The 19955-nt window shown below is 69.0% G+C and carries 17 protein-coding genes; 9 read left to right on the top strand and 8 right to left on the bottom strand.

Going from position 1 to position 19955, the window contains the following annotated elements; translation table 11 throughout:
• Nucleotides 1-51: 51 nt before the first annotated feature.
• Entirely contained in the window at nt 52-1053 is a 1002-nt protein-coding gene (locus FPV16_RS11325) for a polysaccharide pyruvyl transferase family protein (RefSeq protein ID WP_227438291.1), read from the top strand.
• Nucleotides 1054-1233: 180 nt separating this feature from the next.
• Here the strand turns inward: FPV16_RS11325 and FPV16_RS11320 are convergent, their stop codons facing one another.
• The gene (locus FPV16_RS11320) at nt 1234-1893 is read right to left on the bottom strand and encodes a 3-oxoacid CoA-transferase subunit B (RefSeq protein WP_227438290.1); all 660 of its coding nucleotides are present in this window, start codon (nt 1891-1893) and stop codon (nt 1234-1236) included.
• A gap of 20 nt (nt 1894-1913) precedes the next feature.
• On the bottom strand, nt 1914-2642 hold the full coding sequence (locus FPV16_RS11315) for a CoA transferase subunit A (protein WP_227438289.1): 729 nt from the start codon (nt 2640-2642) through the stop codon (nt 1914-1916).
• Between the two features lie 425 nt (nt 2643-3067).
• Between FPV16_RS11315 and FPV16_RS11310 the strand changes: the two genes are divergently transcribed.
• The gene (locus tag FPV16_RS11310) at nt 3068-4999 is read left to right on the top strand and encodes an AsmA family protein (protein ID WP_227438288.1); all 1932 of its coding nucleotides are present in this window, start codon (nt 3068-3070) and stop codon (nt 4997-4999) included.
• Here the strand turns inward: FPV16_RS11310 and FPV16_RS11305 are convergent.
• From FPV16_RS11305 to FPV16_RS11290, 4 genes are read right to left on the bottom strand one after another with little or no spacing between them, the layout of a single operon-like run.
• Nucleotides 4987-5772 (bottom strand): ABC transporter permease, encoded by a 786-nt coding sequence (locus FPV16_RS11305; protein WP_227438287.1) that lies wholly within the window; start codon nt 5770-5772, stop codon nt 4987-4989. The two genes, FPV16_RS11310 and FPV16_RS11305, sit on opposite strands and share 13 nt — an antisense overlap.
• On the bottom strand, nt 5769-6656 hold the full coding sequence (locus tag FPV16_RS11300; protein WP_227438286.1) for an ABC transporter permease: 888 nt from the start codon (nt 6654-6656) through the stop codon (nt 5769-5771). The genes FPV16_RS11305 and FPV16_RS11300 overlap by 4 nt, the downstream gene beginning before the upstream one ends.
• Nucleotides 6656-7729, bottom strand: coding sequence for an ABC transporter ATP-binding protein (locus tag FPV16_RS11295; protein ID WP_227438285.1), 1074 nt, complete (start codon nt 7727-7729; stop codon nt 6656-6658). The genes FPV16_RS11300 and FPV16_RS11295 overlap by 1 nt, the downstream gene beginning before the upstream one ends.
• Nucleotides 7726-8427, bottom strand: coding sequence for a Crp/Fnr family transcriptional regulator (locus tag FPV16_RS11290; protein ID WP_227438284.1), 702 nt, complete (start codon nt 8425-8427; stop codon nt 7726-7728). Before FPV16_RS11290 ends, FPV16_RS11295 begins: the two co-directional genes overlap by 4 nt.
• A 343-nt stretch (nt 8428-8770) precedes the next feature.
• On the opposite strand from FPV16_RS11290, the gene FPV16_RS11285 reads away from it, so the two are divergent.
• The gene (locus FPV16_RS11285; protein WP_227438283.1) at nt 8771-9667 is read left to right on the top strand and encodes a UDP-3-O-acyl-N-acetylglucosamine deacetylase; all 897 of its coding nucleotides are present in this window, start codon (nt 8771-8773) and stop codon (nt 9665-9667) included.
• Between the two features lie 21 nt (nt 9668-9688).
• On the opposite strand, the gene FPV16_RS11280 is transcribed toward FPV16_RS11285, so the two are convergent.
• Entirely contained in the window at nt 9689-10624 is a 936-nt protein-coding gene (locus FPV16_RS11280) for an AEC family transporter (protein ID WP_227438282.1), read from the bottom strand.
• 156 nt (nt 10625-10780) lie between these two features.
• Here FPV16_RS11280 and FPV16_RS11275 point away from each other — a divergent pair, with 156 nt between their 5' ends.
• From FPV16_RS11275 to FPV16_RS11250, 6 genes are all read left to right on the top strand, one after another.
• Nucleotides 10781-12655: an ABC-F family ATP-binding cassette domain-containing protein gene (locus FPV16_RS11275; protein ID WP_227438281.1), complete on the top strand. Its 1875-nt coding sequence runs from the start codon at nt 10781-10783 to the stop codon at nt 12653-12655.
• Between the two features lie 71 nt (nt 12656-12726).
• Nucleotides 12727-13743, top strand: coding sequence for an alpha/beta fold hydrolase (locus FPV16_RS11270; RefSeq protein ID WP_227438280.1), 1017 nt, complete (start codon nt 12727-12729; stop codon nt 13741-13743).
• Nucleotides 13744-13816: 73 nt separating this feature from the next.
• On the top strand, nt 13817-14251 hold the full coding sequence (locus FPV16_RS11265) for a GlcG/HbpS family heme-binding protein (RefSeq protein WP_227438320.1): 435 nt from the start codon (nt 13817-13819) through the stop codon (nt 14249-14251).
• An 8-nt stretch (nt 14252-14259) separates the two neighbouring features.
• Nucleotides 14260-15858: a peptide ABC transporter substrate-binding protein gene (locus FPV16_RS11260; protein WP_227438279.1), complete on the top strand. Its 1599-nt coding sequence runs from the start codon at nt 14260-14262 to the stop codon at nt 15856-15858.
• Between the two features lie 13 nt (nt 15859-15871).
• A complete protein-coding gene (locus FPV16_RS11255; protein WP_227438278.1) occupies nt 15872-16795 on the top strand; it encodes an ABC transporter permease in 924 nt (307 codons plus the stop codon).
• Entirely contained in the window at nt 16792-17904 is a 1113-nt protein-coding gene (locus FPV16_RS11250; RefSeq protein WP_227438277.1) for an ABC transporter permease, read from the top strand. The genes FPV16_RS11255 and FPV16_RS11250 overlap by 4 nt, the downstream gene beginning before the upstream one ends.
• Before the next feature lie 222 nt (nt 17905-18126).
• Here the strand turns inward: FPV16_RS11250 and FPV16_RS11245 are convergent, their stop codons facing one another.
• A complete protein-coding gene (locus tag FPV16_RS11245; RefSeq protein WP_227438276.1) occupies nt 18127-19851 on the bottom strand; it encodes a diguanylate cyclase in 1725 nt (574 codons plus the stop codon).
• Nucleotides 19852-19955: the final 104 nt, after the last annotated feature.

The following is a 19955-nucleotide window of genomic DNA, read 5'->3' as shown; positions in this document are numbered from 1 at the left end:
TCCGAGAAGCGGCTCCGAATCCGGGGCCGGCTCTGTAGGGAGAGACGAACATTGGCGAATGATGAAGAGGCTCTTGCCGAGCGGACGTTCCTGACCTTCCTCAGGAATGGAGAGCGGGACGCCTTCCACCAGCTGGAAGCCGAGTTGCTGGGCCAGTCCGTCGAGAAATGGGGAGCCCTCGTAGCGGCCTATCACTCCCTGCTCACCCTCGACGATATCGCAGCGGAAGCCGGGCTCGACGAACGGTTTCGTCCGAAGATCTGGTGGATGCGCAGTCCGTTCCCGGGGAATTTCGGCGATATCCTGACGCCTTACGTGCTCTGGCATGCCTTCGGCGTCATGCCCCGCTGGTACAATGCGAAACAGGCGGACGGCCTCTGCATCGGCAGCATCGCCAAGTTCGCCCGTCCCGGCATGTATCTGTGGGGAACTGGCATGCCCCGCAGCACCGATGATATCTGCCCGACCGCGATCTATTCGGCGGTTCGCGGGCCGCTCTCGCGTGACGCCGTTCTGGCCGCGGGCGGGCAATGCCCCGAAATCTATGGCGACGCCGCGATCCTGCTCCCCGAACTCTATGCGCCCGCGGTGGAAAAGACCCACAAGGTCGGCATCATCGCGCATGTCCTGCAGGAAGCGCGGATCCGCAAGGCCGTCGAGGCGGTGGGCGCCGACCACGTCAAGGTCATCTCGCTCCTCGCCGTGTCGTTCGAGGATATCGAGCGGGTGATCCGCGAGATCCTCTCCTGCGACGAGATCGTCACCACCTCGCTGCACGGCCTCATCGTGGCGCATGCCTATGGTGTCCCCGCCCAATCGGCGCGGCTGTCGGAGGGCGAGAAGGAGGCGAAGGATTCCTTCAAGATGCGGGACTACAAGCAATCGGTGGGTCTCTCCGACGAAGCCCTCGAACTTCCCCGCAAGTTTGGGGATCTGACCTGGCTTGAGCGCCGGGCCTGCGTGCTCCCGCCATCTCCCCTCGACACGAAGCCCCTGCGGGCCGCCTTCCCGTTCCCGGTCCGGTTTCAGGAGCCGCCGGCCGCGAGGACTTGAGGCTCACGCTAAAGGCCGGTTCTGTCAGGCAAAGGGGTCCCGATGCGGTCGCATCGGGAGCCCTTTCGTTGTCGATCGTCGGTTTCGCGCCGCGGCGATCCGGAGCGGCTGAGACAACTCCCGGCCACCACCGGCTCTCGTTCGAGGCACGGCGGCGCGGCGGGAGTTTCAGAGAGACACTCAGTTCAGCGCCACGGTGAAGGCGCCCTGGGTCTTGGAGCGGATCTCCTCCTCGGTGACGCCATCGGCGAGTTCGACCAGGACCATGCCGCCATCGCCCTTCTTGTCGATGGTGAAGACGCCGAGATCCGTGATCACCATGTCGACGACGGCGGTGCCGGTCAGCGGCAGGTCGCAGGCGGTGAGGAGCTTGGGCGCCTCCGACCCGTCCTTGCCCTTGGCGGTGTGCTCCATCACCACCACCACCTTCTTCACGCCGGCGACGAGATCCATGGCGCCGCCCATGCCCTTCACCATCTTGCCGGGGATCATCCAATTGGCGAGGTCGCCGTTCTCCGCCACCTGCATGGCGCCGAGGATCGACAGGTTGATGTGCCCGCCCCGGACCATGCCGAAGGAATCGGAGGACGAAAAATAGCTCGTGGTCGCCAATTCGGTGATCGTCTGCTTGCCGGCATTGATGAGGTCGGGGTCTTCCTCGCCCTCGTAGGGGAATGGCCCCATGCCGAGCATGCCGTTCTCGGATTGCAGCTGAACCGACATGCCGTCGGGAATGTAGTTCGAGACCAGGGTCGGAATGCCGATGCCGAGGTTCACGTAGTAGCCGTCGCGCAGCTCCTTGGCGGCGCGCTCAGCCATCTGTTCGCGGGTCCAGGCCATGGTGGTGTCTCCCTAGGTTGTCAGACGGCGGCGGAGGAGGCGGCGGTCTCGCCACGCTTGCGCGTGGTGCGCTGCTCGATCCTCTTCTCGCGGATCGCCACGTGGATGATGCGCTTGATGAAGATGCCCGGCGTATGGATCGCGTCTCCGTCGATCTCGCCCGGCTGAACAAGGTGTTCGACCTGGGCGACCGTCACCGTGGCGGCGGTGGCCATCATCGGATTGAAGTTGCGGGCGGTCTTCCGGTAGACGAGGTTGCCTTCGGTATCGCCCTTCCAGGCATGGACGATGGCGAGATCCGCGAACAGGCCGCGCTCCATTACGTACGCCTCGCCGTCGAACTCGCGCACCTCCTTGCCCTCGGCGATGAGGGTGCCGACGCCGGTCTTGGTGAAGAAGGCGGGGATGCCCGCCCCGCCCGCGCGGATGCGCTCGGCCAGCGTGCCTTGCGGGTTGAACTCGATGGCGAGTTCACCGCCCAGATACTGGCGGGCGAATTCCTTGTTCTCGCCGACATAGGACGAGATCATCTTCGCGATCTGGCGGGTCTGCAGCAGCTTGCCGAGGCCGACATTGTCGATGCCGGCATTGTTGGAGATGACGGTGAGATCCTTCACCCCTGACGCCTGGATCGCGTCGATCAGTTCGTCGGGGATGCCGCACAGGCCGAAGCCGCCGGCCATGATCGTCATGCCGTCCTTGAGCAAGCCGGCGACCGCCTGCGTGGCGTCGGAATATACCTTCTTCATCTCAAGCCTTCCTCCCGAAATCCGGTCCCTGGCGCCGTTTCGGGCCGCCCTGCGAAACACGAGCCAATCCCGCCTCCCCGGCCCGGCTCGCGCGGGGCTCAGATCTGCCAGGGAGGGCCGCGTCCGTCTGCCCTGTCTCTGCGCCAGGACATGGCGTTTCGGCAAGATCCTGCGGGAGAACATCGTGGTGGAAAGGATAAGGCTGGCAAGACCTGTAGCAGGTTGAGCCGTGGGGCAAGGACGGCCCCAAGGATGGGAGGCTGTTTCCGAATGCTCCACTGCGGAGAAATGATGCATGGCAGACAAAGCCTGTCCGGCTCGCTATGGAAGGGAACGGGGGGCAGGTTTTCGAAGATCGACCGCAGCGGCTCGGCGAGGCCGTGCGCGGGACCGCGCGTCGCGGTTTTGCTCCGATAGGGAGAGATATGCCGCTCCGCCGCCTCCTGCCGGCCGTCTGTATCGGCAGCCTCGTTCTCGCCCTGATCGCTGCCTGCCTGCCCTGGTCCGTGGCCTCCGCGCGCCTGACGCGGGGCGTCGGCAAGTCGCTGGCGACCAGTTACGGAATCGCGATGACGGCCGAGGGCCCTACGGGCATCGCCCTGCTTCCGATTCCCCGGCTGGATTTCGAGGGCGTCCGGCTCAGCTCCGGGACGGTGGACGGGCCGCTTCTCGCCGAGGGCGGATCGCTCGCCCTCAAGCTCGGGATCCGCGCCCTTCTCGCCGGCCGCATCGAGGTCGATACCCTCTCCCTCGAACGCACCACGATCACCCTCCCCGTCGATGACGGGGATCGGCGCTGGGTCGAGCCGTTCCGTCGCCTGAAGGCGCGCCTGACCGAGGGCGGCGCTGCGCGTCCCCGTCGCATCAGCCTCACGGATGCGATCCTGGTGGGGCGCGATCCCCGCGACGGCAGTGCCCAGACCGCCAGCGACGTCGATCTGGTCCTCGCCTGGCCGTTCTGGAGTTCGCAGACCAACGTCGCGGGAAGCTTCCTCTGGAACGAGACTCCCACCCGGTTCTCGCTCTCCGGGGTTCGCCTCGACGAGCTGTTCTCGGGCCGCGAATCCCCGTTCTCCGCCAGCGCGACCTGGCCCGCGGGCCAGATGACGGCGGAGGGAAGCGGCAGCCTCGCCGACGGGGTGTCGCTCCGTGGCCAGGGCAGCCTGCAGACCCGGTCCCTGCGCGAGACCTTGGCCTGGGCGGGGACGGACATCGCCCTGTCGCCCTTCCTCGAGACCCTGGCCATCGACGGCACCTTCGAGAGTTCGGGCCGGACCCTGCTGCTGCCGTCCATGCGTCTGCGGCTCGGTGACAACAGCCTCGAAGGTGCCGGCTCGATCAGCTTCGGCCAGGGTCGCCCGGCCCTGCAGGCGACCCTGGCGGCGGAGAGCCTGAACCTCGCCCCCGTCCTGGCCACCCTGGTCCGGGTCTTCGGCTCGGACGACACGTTGAACGCCAACGGCTGGAGCCGGCAGAGTCTGGCCCTGCGGCCCTTCACCGGAGGCGACCTCGACCTGCGGCTCTCGGCGGGCAGTGCCCGCCTCGGCCCGGTGGTGATGGAGGATCTCGCATCCAGCGTCCTGGTGCGGGACGGCAGCGTGGAGGGCTCTCTCGTCCGCGCCATGGTGAGGGGCGGCCTCGTCAAGGGACGGTTCGGCTTGACCACCTCGGCCACCGATCGCGGCGAGACGGAACTGCGTGCGCAGGGGACTTTCGACCAGGTCGATCTCGGCGCCCTCCTCGTCGATGTCGGGCAGGAGGGCTGGATTCTGGGCAACGGCCAGGGGCAGTTCACCCTGGAGGGGTCGGGCCGCACCGCCGCCGGGCTGATCGCACACCTCAACGGCCGCTCGTCCTTGGCCATGGAGAACGGCACCCTCGCCGGGCTCGACCTCGCCGACGTGGTCCATCGCAACGGCGTCGCCGCCGATGGCGCCCTAGTCCGCCGGAATGGCCGCACGCCCTTCGAGCGCGCGGGGGTGATCCTGCGCTTCGTCGATGGGATCGGCGAGATCACGGATGGAATGCTGAAGACCACGTCGCTGTCCGCGTCCCTGCGCGGAACCCTGTCGCTGCCGGAGCGGACCCTCGCCGCGAGGGCCGAGCTGACACCGCGCGCATCCACCGACACCCTCCCGCGGCCGGTCTCACCCCAGACCCTGTCTCCGGCCCCGGCGCAGGGGCCGCTCTTCGACATCGACGGCCCCTGGGATGCGGTCGCCGTTCGCGTCATCCCGCGCGAGGGCGGTTCCGATCTCGATTCCCGGGGCGGCTCGATCCTCGCTCCCGATGCGATGCAGGGGCCGAGGACGGGGGCTCTCGACCTGCCCACACGGGTGCGGGCCTACGTGCCCTGAGCCCCGGCGGAGGGGCGGCCGGTGAGGAACGACGCCGTCAGCACGACGAGGGTGACGCCGCCGACGAGAAGCGTCGAGGCGGCGTTGATCTCCGGGTTCACCCCGAGACGGACCTGGCTGTAGAGCCGCATCGGCAGCGTCGTCGCCCCCGGTCCCGAGACGAAGCTCGCGATGACGAGGTCGTCGAGGGAGAGGGTGAAGGCGAGGAGGAACGCCGCCGCCAGGGACGGTGCGATCAGCGGCAGGGTGACCGTTGCGAAGACGCGGAGCGGTCCTGCTCCGAGATCCGCCGCCGCCTCCTCCAGCGAGCGGTCGAGCCCCTTCAACCGGGCGCCCACCACCACGGCGACGAAGCCGAGGCCGAGGGTGGCGTGGGCGATGATCAGGGTCACGAGGCCACGGTCGAGGCCGAGCCCGACGAAGAGCAGCAGCAGCGACAGGCCGGTGATCACCTCCGGCATCACCATCGGCGCGTAGACGAGGCCGGTGAAGGCGCCCCGCCCGGTAAAGCGGCCGCTGCGGTCGAGGGCCAGCGCCGCCAGCGTGCCGAGGACGGTCGCCACCAGGGCGGCGAGCGCCGCCACTTTCAGGGAGACGAGGGCGGCGGCGATGAGCGGGCCGTCGTTGACGAGCACCCCGTACCAGCGTGTGGAGAACCCGCCCCAGACCGTGACGAGGGACGAGGCGTTGAACGAGAAGACGACGAGGACGGCGATCGGCGCGTAGAGGAAGGCGAGTCCGAGCCCGAGGCTGATCCGGTTGAGCGGGCTCATCGGCCGACCTCCCCGCGCTCGCGCTCGGCATCGCGGAACAGCACGATCGGTCCGACGATGAGGACGAGGAGCAGCACCGCCACCGCCGAGGCGAGGGGCCAGTCGCGGTTGGAGAAGAACTCGCTCCACAGGACGCGGCCGAGCATCAGCGTATCGGAGCCGCCGAGGAGATCGGGGATGATGAACTCGCCCACCATCGGAATGAAGCAGAGGAGCGCGCCCGCGACGATGCCGGGCCGGGCCAGAGGCAGCGTCACGGTCCAGAACGCCCGCGCCGGCGAGGCTCCGAGATCGGCGGCGGCCTCCGTCAGGGTCGGGTCGAGGCGGGAGAGCACCGCGTAGAGCGGCAGCACCATGAAGGGCAGGTAGGCATAGGTCAGGCCGATCATTACCGCGGCCGGCGTGTTCAGGATGTCGAGGGGGCGGGCGATGAGACCGGCCCAGATGAGGCCGGCATTGAGCAGGCCCTCGGGCTTCAGGATCGCGATCCAGGCATAGATGCGGATGAGGAAGCTCGACCAGAACGGCACGATCACCAGGGCCACGAGGAGCGGCTGGAGCCGGGCCGGCGAGCGGGCCAGCGCATGGGCGACGGGCGTGCCGAGGATCACCAGGATCGCCGTCGCCATGCCTGCATAGAGCAGGGAGGACAGGGCTGCGTCGCGATACAGGCTGTCGCCGGCCAGGGTCTCGAAATTGGCGAAGTCCAGGGCTTCGAGGAACGCGCCCCATCCGTCGATCCCGGCGCTCCAGTCGAGCACCGGCAGGTAGGGCGGCTGTGCCGTCGCCGGCGAGGACAGGCTGATCTTGAGGGTGATGAGGCAGGGCAGCAGCACGAAGGCGGCGAGCCACAGATACGGCGCAACCGGGAGGAGCCGCTTCATCACGCCGCCATGACCGTCGCGGCGTCGGGGGCGAAGGACAGGCGCACCGGGGCGCCACTGGCGAGCCCGGCTCCGGCGGGCAGGGTCGCGCGGATCGTGCTGCCATCCACCATGCGGATCTGGAGGCGGATGCGGTCGCCGAGATAGGTCGATGCCTCGACGTGCCCGTCGAGGGCATTGCGATCCCCGTCGGCGGAAGACGTGCTCAGACGTTCGGGGCGCAGGGCGACCAGCGCGGGAGCGCCCGCGGCCGGGGCGCCCTCCCCGAGGGCGAGGACCGGACCGAGGGCGGTCTCGACCCGCACCAGCGCTCCGTCGGCGTCCCGGACCGTCCCCGGAATGAGGTTCACGTCGCCGAGCAGGCCGGCGACGAAGCGGTTGACGGGCCGTTCGTAGAGCGTCTCGGGCCGGCCGATCTGGACGAGACGGCCCTTGTCCATCACGCCGATCCGGTCGGCGAGCGCCATGGCCTCCGAGGGATCGTGGGTGACGATGATGAAGGCGGTGCCCAGGCGGCGCTGGATCGCGCGCAACTCGCCCTGGGTCTGCTCGCGCAGGCCCCGGTCGAGGGCGCCGAGGGGTTCGTCGAGGAGGAGCATTTTCGGTTCGCGCGCCAGGGCGCGTGCGAGGGCGACGCGCTGGCGCTGGCCGCCGGACAGGGTCTCAGGTGCCCGGTTCCCGAAACCCTCTAGCCGCACCAAGCGCAGCAACTCGTCCACGCGGGCGGAGGCGGCCGCGCGGCCGAGGCCTTTCAGCCCGTAGCCGATGTTGCGCGCGACGCTGAGATGGGGAAACAGCGCGTAGGACTGGAACATCATGTTCACCGGCCGCCTGTGCGGGGCGAGGCCGGTGAGATCGGTGCCGTCGAGGTGGATCGATCCGCCCGTAGGCGCCTCGAACCCGGCGATCAGGCGAAGCAGGGTACTCTTGCCGCAGCCGGAGGGGCCGAGCAGGCACAGGATTTCGCCCGATGGCATGTCGAGCGAGACATCCGCCACCGCGTCATGGGTGCCGAACGTCTTCGTCAGTCGTTCGAGGGTGAGGAACGGAGCCACGGCGTTCCGCGCCGTCAATTGTCCTCGCGCAAGGCTTCGGCCACCCGCGCTTCCAGCAGGTCGGGCCGGCGGATGACGAGGGCCCCCCGGGTCCGGTCGATCAGGCCATCGGCCGCCATCACGGTGAATTCGCGGGTGACCTGCTCGCGGCGGCAGCCGATGCGAGCGGCGAGCACGTGGTGATAGGGCGGCGGCGTCACCACCCGTTCGCCATCGCCGCCGGCGCGGGGAACCGACAGGCGCAGCAACTCGGCATAGAGGCGGTGGCGCAGGTCGAGGAGCGCGTGTTCCATCAGCCGCGTGTTCAGTTCGCGCACGCGTTTGGCCAGCAGCCGGAACAGACGGTCGGCGATGGGCTCGGAGGCGAAGATCATCTGCCGGAAGGTCGGGGCCGGGACGACACAGACCTCGCCGCGGGTCAGGGCGGTGACATTGGCCGAGCGGCCGATCCCGTCGAGGGCCGCGAGTTCGCCGAAGAACGCGCCGCCCCGCATCTCGCCGAGGATCACTTCCTTGCCGGATTGCGAACGGTTGAGGATACGGACCTCGCCCGAGACGAGGAAATACACGTCGGTGGAGATGTCGTCATAATCGACGAGGACTTCGTTCTCATCGAACCGACGCCAATGGCAACGGGTCTCGTAGGCCGACAGCTCGATTCCCGGCTCCTTGAAGAAGGGGATTGTCGCCAGCCGTCCTGCAGTCACGGGTATCATCTCCTAAAGCGGGTGATCGTTAAGCTGCCGGTCCCGTGGGTCAACCCATTCCGGCGGCCCATCCCTACCAAAAGTCGCGCCGCCGGATTTTGGGTTCCGCTGCGGCATTGCGATCGTGTGAGAAAGACGTTGCTCATCGCGCGTAGTTTACCCGCCTCCCCGATTGATCCGGGTTACGCTAGGCGCACGCCGAGAATGAACCGCCTGTCTCAAGACAATCCCGGTTGATCGCGCCGGGAGACGGGACGTGTTGGTAGGGTCAGCGTCATCGAGAGACGTCACGGGCGCGACCCTTCCGTCAGAGCCATCCAGGATCGATCGGGGATTTGGCTCCCCGCCATCGATGCAGGCCGCGCGCGAGGTGGCGTCGCCGAGTGCGCGCCACCGGCAGGCCACGTTGTCCGCGAGCGTCCATCTGACGGGCTACGGCCTGCATACCGGGCGCCGCGTCACGGTCACCGTCGCGCCCGCTGGCGACGACCACGGCATCGTGTTCCGGCGCATCCTCGGCCGTGGCCGCACCGTGGATGTGCCGGCCCTCTGGTCCTTTCGCGAGACGCAGCCGCTCTGCACCGCCCTTCGCTCGCCCCAAGGCCCCCTGGTCCGGACCGTGGAACACCTCATGGCCGCGCTCTACGCCTATGGCATCGACAATGCGCTGGTCTCCCTCGACGCGGAGGAACTGCCGATCTTCGACGGTGGCGCCCTGCCCTGGTGCGAGGGCCTGCGCGCGAGCGGCCGGACGGAAAGCGACGCGCCGCTGCGCAGCATCCGGATGCTGCGGCCGGTCGAGGTCCGCCAGGGCCACCGGACATTGAGGATCGCGCCGGCGGACGCGCTCCACCTCTCCGGTCGCCTCGAACTCTCCTATTTCGCCCCCATGCACTGGTCCGGCACGATCACCCCGGAAGTGTTCACCGAGCAACTGGCTCCCTCGCGCAGCTTCGGGCGGGCCAAATGGGCAATTCCGGCCAAGATCTACGGGACGCTCCTGGGCAAGCCGCTGCTGCGGGGGGCGAATTTGTCCTCGACCGCCTGTATCGTGGGCGGGTGCATCCTCGGCGGGATGACGGTGCCGGACGAGCCGGTGCGCCACCGCATGCTGGATCTGATCGGCGATCTGGCGCTGGCGGGGTACCCGATTCTCGGCCGGATCGAGGCCGCGCATACGGGGCACGCGCTGAATCACGCCCTCGTCGCGGCGCTGATGAGCGATCCCGCCGCCTGGGAACTGGGCTGACGCGGGTCCCGCCGGGGCGCCTCAGCCGATTCCGGCCAAAGCCAGCACGATGGCCAGGACGAGGGGGAGCACCACCCCGGCGATCACGGTCTGGGTCGCCGTGATCCCTGCCATCAGCTTTGCGTCCCCGCCGAGCTGGCGCGACATGATGTAGGACGACGACGCGGTCGGCAGGGTCTGGAACAGCAGGGCCGTCACCGCGGCCGGACCCTTGAGCCCCAAGGCGAGGCAGGCCAGCACGGTGGCGGTGGGCATCAGCCCGAACTTGATCAGGGACGCCACGGCGACCGGCCGGACCCAGCTTCGCACCGCTCCGAAATCGAGGGCTGCCCCGACGCAGAGCAGGCCCAGCGGCAGCGACGCCTGGCCCAGGGCCCGCAGCATCGGCTCGAGTCCCGGCGGCAGGCCGAGCCCCGAGGCCTGGAGCGCGATGCCGCCCAGGCTGCCGAGGACCAACGGGTTGAGGGCGATCTGCCGCGCGAGGCCGAGGGCCGAGGGTCGGCCCGCCGTGCCGAAACGGGCGAAGACCAGAACGCAGAGGACGTTGACCGTCGGCACGATCGCGGCGTTCGCCACCGCCGCCAGCGCGACGCCCTGAGCGCCGTAGAGTCCGGCCGCCGCCGAGACCCCCACATAGTTGTTGAACCGGATCCCACCCTGGAACACCGAGGTGAAAGCCGGTCCGCTAAAGCCAAGGCGCGGCCGGGCGGCCAGCGTCAGCCCCGCCACCGCCAGGGTCGAGGAAACCAGGACCAGGGCGAGTGCACCCACCGGGACGTCGGCGAGACGCGCGGTGGCGAGGCTGTCGAGAAGCAGGCTCGGCAGCAGCACGTAATAGGCGAGGCGTTCGGCCTGCGGCCAGAAGCCCTCGGCGAGGAAGCCGAGGCGGCGCAAGGCCGCGCCGAGGCCTATCAGGAGGGCGATCGGAACGAGGGCGGCGAGAAGCGTCACGGTCATGGCGGCCGGATTACAGCGCTCCGCCCCCGCCGGATACGGGCGGCCGCCGCCCTCCCCCTAAGCAGGTTTCGCAGAAGTGGCCCCCGGTTCTGCGATCAGAACCTGCTTAGCGCCCTTCCCCTTGCAACCCTTGCCGCGCGCCGCCAGAAGCCTTTCATGCTCCGCGTCAACGACCTCACCTACCGCATCGGCGAACGCCTGATCCTCGACGGCGCCACCTTCGTCATTCCGGACCGGGCCCGCGTCGGGCTCGTGGGCCGCAACGGCGCGGGCAAGACGACGTTGTTCAAGGCGATCCTCGGCGAATTGCCCACCGAGGGCGGCACCGTCTCGATGCCCAAGGGCATGCGCATCGGCGCCGTGGCGCAGGAAGCCCCGGCCGGCCCGGAAACGCTGCATGCCGTGGTGCTCGCCGCCGATACCGAGCGGGCGCGCCTGATGGCGGAGGCGGAGCATGCCGACGGCCTGCGCCGGGCCGAGATCGAGACCCGGCTCGTGGACATCGAGGCGCATTCGGCCCCGGCCCGCGCGGCGGCGATCCTGCACGGTCTCGGCTTCGATGCGGAGGCGCAGGGACGGCCCTGTTCCGACTTCTCCGGCGGATGGCGCATGCGCGTGGCGCTGGCCGCGGTGCTGTTCTCCGAGCCCGACCTGCTGCTCCTCGACGAGCCCACCAACTACCTCGACATCGAGGGGACGATCTGGCTCTACGACTACCTCGAGCGCTATCCGCGCACCGCCGTCATCATCTCCCACGACCGCGACCTGCTCGACGAATGCGTCGATCACATCCTGCATCTCGACCGCGGCAAGCTTAGCATCTACCGGGGCGGCTACACTTCCTTTGCCCGGCAGGTGGCCGAGAAGCGCGTGCTCCAGTCCAAGGCCAAGGCCAAGCAGGATGCGGAGCGGGCGCATCTCCAGAGCTTCGTCGACCGGTTCAAGGCCAAGGCGACGAAGGCACGCCAGGCCCAGTCCCGGGTCAAGCGGCTGGCCAAGATGGAGATCATCGCCTCGGTGATCGAGGACGACGTGCCGGCCTTCCGCCTGCCGAGCCCGGAGCGGCCGCTATCCCCGCCCATCGTCGCCATGGAGCGGGTGCAGGCGGGCTACCCGGACCGGATCGTGCTGTCGGGGCTCAACCTCAGCCTCGCCCCCGACGACCGGGTCGCGCTGCTCGGCGCCAACGGCAACGGCAAGTCGACCTTCTGCAAGCTCATCGGCGGGCGCCTGCCCCCCTTGAGCGGCGAGATGCGGCGTTCGGGCAAGATGGAGGTCGCCTATTTCGCCCAGCACCAGCTCGACGAGTTGCGCCCGGCCGAGAGCGCCTACGCCCATGTCCGCGATCTGATGCCGGACGTGCCGGAATCGAAGGCCCGCGCCGCTGCCGCCCGGCTCGGGTTCTCAGGGACCAAATCCGAGACGCCGGTCTCGCAGCTCTCCGGCGGCGAGAAGGCGCGCCTGCTGATGGGGCTCGCGGCCTTCAAGGGGCCGCATCTCCTCATCCTCGACGAGCCCACCAACCACCTCGACATCGAGAGCCGGCAGGCCCTGGTGGAGGCGATCAACGAGTACGAGGGCGCGGTCATCCTCGTCTCGCACGATCGCTTCCTGGTAGAGGCCTGCGCCGACCGGCTCTGGCTCGTGGCGAATGGCAGCGTGAAGGCCTTCGACGGTGACATGGACGATTACCGCCGCTTCGTCCTCGCCGGCCCCGAACGCGAGGCCGAAAAGGGCACGTCCGATGCGACCGGCGGGGTGAAGGCGCTGGAGCGCCGCTCCAACGCCGACCGCCGCGTGGCTTTGGCCCCCCTGCGCAAGAAGCTGGAGGGGGTCGAGGGGCGGATGAAGAAGCTCACCGACGCTATGACCAAGATCGACGCCGCGCTCGCCGACGGCACCGCCTTCCAGACCAACGCCGCCAAAGCCGGCGAACTCGCCAAGATGCGCTCGGACGCGGCCGCCGCCCTGGAAGCGGCCGAGGAGGAATGGCTGGAACTGAGCGGCGAGATCGAGGGCGCGACGGCGTGACGAGGCGAAGGCCTGGATCGACCGGGGACGCTTCGCGTTTCCCGGAGCCTGCTCCGTACCCGGACGACACGATGCCCGCACCGATCCGCCGCGACAGACCCGCTTCCCGCGCGGGCCTCGCCGCCAAGCTCGCTCTCCTGCCCCTCGGCGCGGCGGGCGCATGGATCGCATGGAGCCGCTTCGGGATCGACCACGATCAGACGCTGCATCCCGCCCTGCCGGGACGGCACGAGCGCCTGGAAACGCCGGCCGGGGATATCGGCCTCTATGGCGACGCCACCGCGCCGGGCGTTCCGCTGCTGCTGATCCACTCGGTCAACGCGGCGGCGAATGCCTATGAGATCCGTCCGTTCTACCGGCATTACGCGGGGAGCCGCCCGGTTTATGCCCTCGACCTGCCGGGTTTCGGTTTTTCGGAGCGCAGCGACCGGGTCTACACGCCCCGCCTGATGACCGATGCGATCCAGGCCGTCACCGCCGAGATCCGTGCGCGACACGGCGGCGGTCAGATCGATGCCGTCGCCCTGTCCCTGTCCTGCGAGTACCTCGCCGCCGCCGCTCTCGAGGCGCCGGGCGATTATCGCAGCCTCGGCCTGATCAGCCCCACCGGCTTCGATTCCCGCTTCGTCGGCCGGCATCGCGACCGGACCCGGCATGGCGGCGCCGTCGCTCGGGCGATGTTGAACGCGCCGCTCTGGGGAGAGCCGTTGTTCGATCTCCTCGTGACCCGGCCGAGCATGCGCTTCTTCCTGGAGAAGACCTGGGGCTCGAAGGACATCGACGAGGGCCTGCTCGCCTACGATCAGGCCTCGGCGCATCGTCCTGGCGCACGGCATGCGCCGTTCTCGTTCCTGTCCGGCGCCCTGTTTCCCGATGCGCCGGGTCGGCTCTACGAGGCGCTCACCCTCCCAGTCTGGATGATCCACGGGGTGCGCGGCGATTTCGTCGACTACCGCCATGCCGACCGTGTCGCCGGCCGTCCGAACTGGACCGTCGACGTCCTGCCCACCGGGGCCTTCCCGCATTTCGAGGATCTGGCATCGGTGACGCGGCACTACGATACGTTCCTGGCCGACCGCGACGGGTGAGGCCGGGGCTGGTCCGGCATCGACGGCCGGGGTACGTCCGGTATGACCCGTGACCTCATCCCCCGGTAAGCCGATGCCCGACCTCACCCTCGCCGCCGCCCAGAGCATCGTCGCCACTGCCCTCGAGACGGCGCGCTCGCACAGCCTGAAGCCCCTCGCGGTGGTGGTCTACGATGCGCGCGGTGCGCTCAAGGCCATGGCCGCCGAGGACGGCACGTCCCTGCGCCGGGCGGAGGTCGCCATGGGCAAGGCCAATGGCTGCCTGGCGCTCGGCCTCGGCGGCCGCGCGATCCACAAGCGGGCGGAGGAGCAGGCCTATTTCGTCGCGGCCGTGAGCCATCTCGTCGGGCCCGCCGCGCTCGTGCCGGTGCCAGGCGGTGTCCTGATCCGTGATGGTGATGCGGTCATCGGTGCCGTCGGCATCTCGGGCGATACCTCCGACAACGACGAGCTCTGTGCCCTCGCCGGGATCGAGGCGGCCGGCTTTACCGCGCAGACCGGCGCCTGAACGCTGTCATGCGCCCGGACCGGCGCGCCTGCCTTCTCGGCGGCGGCGCCCTGCTCGTGGCCGGAGCCGGATCGGTGCGCGCGGCGGCGTCCTCCGTCTACCGGCGCGGCAACGATGCCGACCCCGAGACCCTCGACCCGCACAAATCCTCCACCGTGGCGGAGGCGCACATCCTGCGCGACCTCTACGAGGGGCTGCTCACCTACGACAATCACGGCGCTCTCATTCCCGGCGCCGCGACGCATTGGACCGTCTCCGACGACGCCCTGACCTACACGTTCCACCTGCGCGACGACGGGCGCTGGTCGAACGGCGATCCGGTGGTGGCGGCCGACTTCGTCTTCGGACTGCGCCGGATCATGGCCCCGGAGACGGCGGCGAAATATGCCGAGGTGCTGTATCCCCTGAAGAACGCCCGCGCGGTGAATCAGGGCGAGGCGGCGCCGGAAACGCTCGGCGTATCGGCGCTGGATGCACGGACCCTGGTCGTCACCCTCGACCGGCCGACGCCCTACCTCCTCGAACTCCTCACTCACCAGACCTCCCTGCCGGTGCATCCGCCCTCGATCGCCCGCTTCGGCGATGCCTTTACCCGACCGGGCAACCTCGTGAGCAACGGCGCCTACGCCCTCGTGGACATGGTGCCGAACGACCGCATCACCCTGCGGCGCAACCCGCATTTCCACGCGGCGGACGGGATCGCCATCGAGACCGTGGCCTTCCTGCCGACGCCGGACCTGTCCAGCGCGGTTCGCCGCTACGCCGCCGGCGAGATCGATTCCCTGGCCGACCTGCCCGGCGACCAGATGGCCTCCCTCAAGGCGAGGTTCGGCGGTCAGGTCGTCCTCGGACCGTCGCTCGGGCTCTATGCCCTGGCCGTCAACACCCGCAAGCCCCCCTTCGACGACGTCCGCCTGCGCCGGGCGCTGTCCCTGGTGATCGACCGCGAGTTCCTGGCCGAGAGGCTGTGGGGCGAGACCATGGCGCCGGCCTATTCCCTGTGCCCGCCGGGCCTCGACAATTACCGCGCGCCGCCGGAACTCGAAGGCCGCAACGCCTTGCCCATCGACCGCGAGGAGGAGGCGCGTTCACTCCTCGCCGAGGCCGGGTTCGGCCCGGGCGGCAAGCCCCTCCGCGTCGAGTATCGCTTCAACAGCACCGACAACAACCGTAACGCGGCGGTCGCTATCACCGACATGTGGCGGGGCATCGGCGTCGAGACGCGTCTCGTCTATACCGATGCCAAGACCCATTTCGCCCATCTGCGCGACGGCGGCGATTTCGATGTCGCCCGCATGTCCTGGTTCGCCGATTACTCCGATCCGCAGAACTTCCTGTTCCTGCTGGAGACCGGCAATGACGGGCTCAACCCCGGCCGTTACAGCAATCCGGCCTATGACGGGCTGATGCGCGAAGCGGCCTCCGAGCGCGATATCGCGGCGCGTGCCGACATCCTGTTTCGCGCCGAGACGATCGTCCTGCGGGACCTGCCCTGGATCCCGCTGCTCCATACCCGCTCGAAGGCGCTAATCTCGCCCCGTCTCACCGGCTACCATCCGAACCTGCGCAACGCATCGCCGACGCGCTTCCTGAGGCTCGAACCGTGAGGCCGGCGGCGGCATGATCGGTCTTATCCTGCGCCGCCTCGCCCAGGCAGTCCCGACCCTGTTCCTCGTGGTCACCGGCAGCTTCTTTCTCATCCGCCTCGCCCCCGGAGGCCCGTTCGACCTGGAACGTCCGCTGCCGCCGGCGGCGATGCGCAACCTTGCTGCCGTCTACGGCCTCGATCAGCCGCTTCTCGTCCAGTACGGGCGCTATCTCGGTGCGCTGATGCGGGGCGATCTCGGCCCGTCGTTCTCGTTCCGCGACCTTACCGTCGCGGATCTCTTCGCGCGCGGCCTGCCCGTCTCCATGACCCTGGGCGGCCTCGCCCTCGTCCTGGCGCTGGCCTGTGGGATCGGCTTGGGAAGCTGGGCCGCTCTGCGACGCGGTGGATGGATCGACCGGGCCATCGGCCTTGTTGCCGGGCTGACCCTGGCGGTGCCCAACTTCGTCGTGGCGCCGCTGCTCCAGATCGTGTTCGGGCTGACCCTGCGCTGGCTCCCCGTGGGAGGCTGGGAGGGCGGCGCGCCGTCGCATCTCGTGCTTCCCGTCCTCACCCTCGCCCTGCCGCAGGTCGGCGCCATCGCCCGCCTGACACGGGTCTCGCTCAACGAGACCCTGAATGCCCAGCCGGTCCGCACCATGCGCGCCATGGGCCTGCCGCCCCACCGCATCGCCCGCCATGCCCTGCGCGGGGCGCTGCTGCCCGTTGTGTCCGTCCTCGGGCCGACCGCCGCCGCGCTGCTCACCGGCTCCGTCGTGGTGGAGACGATCTTCGGCCTGCCCGGCATCGGCCGCGCCTTCGTCGACGGGGCGCTCAACCGCGACTACACCCTGGTGATGGGGACCGTGGTGCTGGTGGCCGTGTTCGTCACCCTCCTCAACATCGTCGCCGACATCGTCTGCGCCCTCCTTGATCCGCGCCTGAGGACGGCCCGATGAGGCGCGCTTGGACCCGCTTCGCGCGCAACCGCGGTGCCCTTGCCGCCTTTCTGGTCCTCATGGCGATGACGCTCGCCTGCCTCGTCGGGCCGCTTCTCACCGGCCACGAGCCTGGGCGGATCTACCCCGACCTCGTGCGCACCGCGCCGGGCCTCGCCGCCCATCCCGGACCCGACGAGATCGCCCCCGCCCTCACCCGCCTCGCCTTCCGCATGCGGCTCGCGGTCTCCGACATCGCGGTCACCGGCGGCACGGTCCGCATGGTGTTTTCGGGTGTTTCCCAATCCATCGATGCCAAGCCCATCGATGCCACGCCCATCGACGAACGGGTCCTGGTCTATCTGCCCCGCTCGGACCTGTTCGGCCCCGCCACCATCGTCGAGCGCCGGGACGGGGGGCGCCGCCTCGTGGTCGAGGCTCCGCTGCGGCGCCTGCGCTTCCTCATGGGCACCGACATGCTGGGGCGGGACATCCTTACCCGGAGTCTTGTCGCCGGGCGTGTCTCCCTCCTCATCGGGGCCGTCGCCACCGCCGTGGCGCTCCTCATCGGGATCGGCTACGGAGCGCTCGCCGGCTATCTCGGCGGCGCCGCCGACGCGGTGATGATGCGCGTCGTCGACATGCTCTACGCGCTGCCCTTCGTCTTCTTCGTGATCATGCTGCTGGTGTTCTTCCGTTCCGGATTGGGGCTGATCCTGGTGGCCATCGGCGCGGTGGAATGGCTCGACATGGCCCGCCTCGTCCGCGCCCAGACCCTTTCCCTGCGTCATCGCGATTTCGTCCGCGCGGCGGAGGCCCTCGGCTTGTCCACGGCGGCGATCCTGCGCCGGCACATCGTCCCGAACACGCTCGGCCCCGTCACGGTGGCGGCGACCCTCCTCGTGCCCAGGGTGATCCTGCTGGAGAGCTTCCTGTCGTTCCTCGGCCTCGGGGTGCAGGAACCGGCCACGAGCTGGGGCGCGCTCATCGCGGAGGGCGCGCGCGCCCTCGAATCCGCCCCGTGGATGCTCGCCGGACCCGCCGCCTTCCTCGTCTCGACCCTGGTGGCTCTCAACGTCCTCGGTGACGGCCTCGGCGACGCCCTCGATCCGCGGATCGCCGAAAGGTGACGGCCTCGGGGCCGTGGCCCTACAGGATTCGCACATCTGCTCGACGGTCGATTCGCTACCCAAGAGGGTTCGACATGAGGCGCGACGGGCTCCCTCTCCTTTCAGGAGAGGGGACCCGTGGTCTCGCGAAATGTGTGAATGCCGTAGGCCGTGGCCCGAGGGAAACAGGCATGAATCCCGCCGCCCTCGAATTTGGGGCGGGCATAGGATCCTGAAGATCGGCTATGCCACCGATCTCAGGTCGGCGATGTCCGCCGTGAAGGTGTGGATGCAATTGCGTCCCCGAGATTTCGCCTCGTAGAGGGCACGGTCCGCGCGCTCGATGGTGCGGTCGATGTCCTTGTCGGACGATTCCGCCTCGGCGATGCCGATGCTGATCGTCGCCAGAAGGCGATTGTTGTCGGGCTCGAACACGGTGCTGGCCACGCTCTGGCGAATGCGCTCCGCGATCAGCGCCGCGCCGAGGGCGCTGCTGTCGCCGAGCAGGACGACGAACTCCTCGCCGCCGAAGCGTGCGACCTTGTCCGTCGTCCTGATGGTGTCGTTGATGATGGAGCCGACCTTGCGGATGACCACATCGCCCGCCGGATGTCCGTACCGGTCGTTGACCCGCTTAAAATGGTCGATGTCGATCATCAGCACCGCGATGGGGCGGCGATAGAACTTGAAGTCGTTCAAGGCCTCCTTCGCGAGGGGAAGGAATGCGCGCCGGTTGAGGAGGCCCGTGAGAGCGTCCTTGTTGGCGATGAGCTGCATGGCCTGGAGGTCGGCTCCGATGCGCTTGACCCGGTCCTGCGCGGCCTGCACCGCCCGTGACGCCTCGGTCTCGACGTCACGCGCATCGGCCTCGGCGGTGCCGATCCGTCTCAGCAAGGACCTGACGGCGGCGGACAGGCGCAGCACCTCGGGCGAGCCATGGACCCGCTCGGTCATCGTCGCATTCGGCTCACGGCCGATCCGGTCTACCGCATCCGTGAGGTGTGTGAGCGGGCGGCTCAGGCGCGCGACCACCAGGAAGATGCCGATAACGCCGATCGCCGCCGCGCCGAGGCCGATCAGGGTGATGAGGAGGGTCAGTCGGTGGGCGCCGGCGAGCGCCGTATCCATCGGCTGGAGGGCGACCACGATCCAGCCGAGGCCGGTATAGTCGCCCCGGCCGCGGGTGGCCGAGACGGCGGCGAGCCGTTCGCCGTCCGGGCCGCTCGCGATGAAATGGCCCGCCGCGAGATCGGCCGGGGCGTAGGGTGTCGTCCCGAGCGCCGGTCCGAGGAGCACGCGGCCGGTCCGGTCGAGGACGACGATCTCCTCCTTCAACTCCGGCCTGCGCGAGGACAGGACTTCCCGTCGCACCACGTCCGCCCAGCTCCAGCTGAGATGGCTTCCCAGGACGCCGATGATCCGGCCCGATGCATCGGTGACGGGAGATGCGAAATCGACGAACCGGAACGGAGTCTTGTCGGCATTTGGCTTGAGCAGGCTCTGCAGCAGGGCCGCAACGTGAACGTCCTCAGCGACCGCGCCCTTCATCCCATCGATGAACCAGGGACGCTGGCCGACATTCGCGCCTTCCAGGATGCCGCCGGTCGCAGCGTGGACCTTTCCGGTCGCGTCGGCAAAGCCGATCCAGGCATAGTCCGGGAGGGTTTTCTGCATCGTCTGAAGGACTTTGCGCAGACTTCCGGTCTCTTCCATCCAGTGGGGCTGCAGCGGATCGAGCGCCGCCACGTTGCGGATCTCGCGCAGGCGCTCCGCCATGTCCTGGTCCAGGCGATCGGCAACGGAGCGCGCCACCTGTAGCAGGGCGTTCTGCGCCATCTCTGTGGCTTGCCCGCGCGCCAGCAATGCGGAGCCCAGCGTGCTCGCGGCGACGATGGACAGGCCGACCGCCCCGGCGAACAGGCTGATCTGGTGCCGGAAGGATATCTTGTCCGCGAGGCGTCCCAGCATCGTTTCTGACCCTTCACCAGACCAGACCCTGCAGCCCGTGGGCTTGCGAGACCGTCAACCCGCAGGGTCAATTTTTCGTATAAATGAGAAGTGTTGAATATGGG

The sequence above is a fragment of the Methylobacterium sp. W2 genome (assembly GCF_020662345.1).
In the GTDB taxonomy this organism is placed as follows: domain Bacteria; phylum Pseudomonadota; class Alphaproteobacteria; order Rhizobiales; family Beijerinckiaceae; genus Methylobacterium.
The sequence above is the reverse complement of the archived record's forward strand: the minus strand, read 5'-3'. Positions and strand labels throughout refer to the sequence as shown.

Excerpts from the sequence above, each read along its gene's own strand:
- FPV16_RS11290 (WP_227438284.1), bottom strand. The coding sequence starts at position 8,427 with ATGATACCCGTGACTGCAGGACGGCTGGCGACAATCCCCTTCTTCAAG.
- FPV16_RS11255 (WP_227438278.1), top strand. The coding sequence starts at position 15,872 with ATGATCGGTCTTATCCTGCGCCGCCTCGCCCAGGCAGTCCCGACCCTG.
- FPV16_RS11320 (WP_227438290.1), bottom strand. The coding sequence starts at position 1,893 with ATGGCCTGGACCCGCGAACAGATGGCTGAGCGCGCCGCCAAGGAGCTG.
- FPV16_RS11245 (WP_227438276.1), bottom strand. The coding sequence starts at position 19,851 with ATGCTGGGACGCCTCGCGGACAAGATATCCTTCCGGCACCAGATCAGC.
- FPV16_RS11260 (WP_227438279.1), top strand. The coding sequence starts at position 14,260 with ATGCGCCCGGACCGGCGCGCCTGCCTTCTCGGCGGCGGCGCCCTGCTC.
- FPV16_RS11250 (WP_227438277.1), top strand. The coding sequence starts at position 16,792 with ATGAGGCGCGCTTGGACCCGCTTCGCGCGCAACCGCGGTGCCCTTGCC.
- FPV16_RS11310 (WP_227438288.1), top strand. The coding sequence starts at position 3,068 with ATGCCGCTCCGCCGCCTCCTGCCGGCCGTCTGTATCGGCAGCCTCGTT.
- FPV16_RS11275 (WP_227438281.1), top strand. The coding sequence starts at position 10,781 with ATGCTCCGCGTCAACGACCTCACCTACCGCATCGGCGAACGCCTGATC.
- FPV16_RS11280 (WP_227438282.1), bottom strand. The coding sequence starts at position 10,624 with ATGACCGTGACGCTTCTCGCCGCCCTCGTTCCGATCGCCCTCCTGATA.
- FPV16_RS11270 (WP_227438280.1), top strand. The coding sequence starts at position 12,727 with ATGCCCGCACCGATCCGCCGCGACAGACCCGCTTCCCGCGCGGGCCTC.
- FPV16_RS11265 (WP_227438320.1), top strand. The coding sequence starts at position 13,817 with ATGCCCGACCTCACCCTCGCCGCCGCCCAGAGCATCGTCGCCACTGCC.
- FPV16_RS11305 (WP_227438287.1), bottom strand. The coding sequence starts at position 5,772 with ATGAGCCCGCTCAACCGGATCAGCCTCGGGCTCGGACTCGCCTTCCTC.
- FPV16_RS11285 (WP_227438283.1), top strand. The coding sequence starts at position 8,771 with ATGCAGGCCGCGCGCGAGGTGGCGTCGCCGAGTGCGCGCCACCGGCAG.
- FPV16_RS11315 (WP_227438289.1), bottom strand. The coding sequence starts at position 2,642 with ATGAAGAAGGTATATTCCGACGCCACGCAGGCGGTCGCCGGCTTGCTC.
- FPV16_RS11300 (WP_227438286.1), bottom strand. The coding sequence starts at position 6,656 with ATGAAGCGGCTCCTCCCGGTTGCGCCGTATCTGTGGCTCGCCGCCTTC.